1 protein-coding gene is annotated in these 208 nt (G+C 39.4%); it reads left to right on the forward strand.

Annotated features, from left to right (window positions below):
* Positions 1-208: hypothetical protein (locus AN213_RS20425; RefSeq protein WP_236702922.1), on the forward strand; the 208-nt coding region annotated here is incomplete at both ends.

The following is a 208-nucleotide window of genomic DNA, read 5'->3' on the forward strand; positions in this document are numbered from 1 at the left end:
AGTTCGGCATGGGGTCAGGTGGGTCCAAAACGCTATTGTCACCAAGCAAATTTGGTTTTAATTCGCTCTTTTGAGCAAATTAATAAATCTGGAATTCTGATATCAAGTAAAATCTACTTTAGTAACTTAACTTCTGTTCGTTACGCTGTCATAAAACGCGTTTGGCGTTGTATGGTTAAGCCTCACGGGCAATTAGTACAGGTTAGCT

This window comes from Pseudoalteromonas sp. P1-8 (assembly GCF_001399985.1).
GTDB lineage: Bacteria > Pseudomonadota > Gammaproteobacteria > Enterobacterales > Alteromonadaceae > Pseudoalteromonas.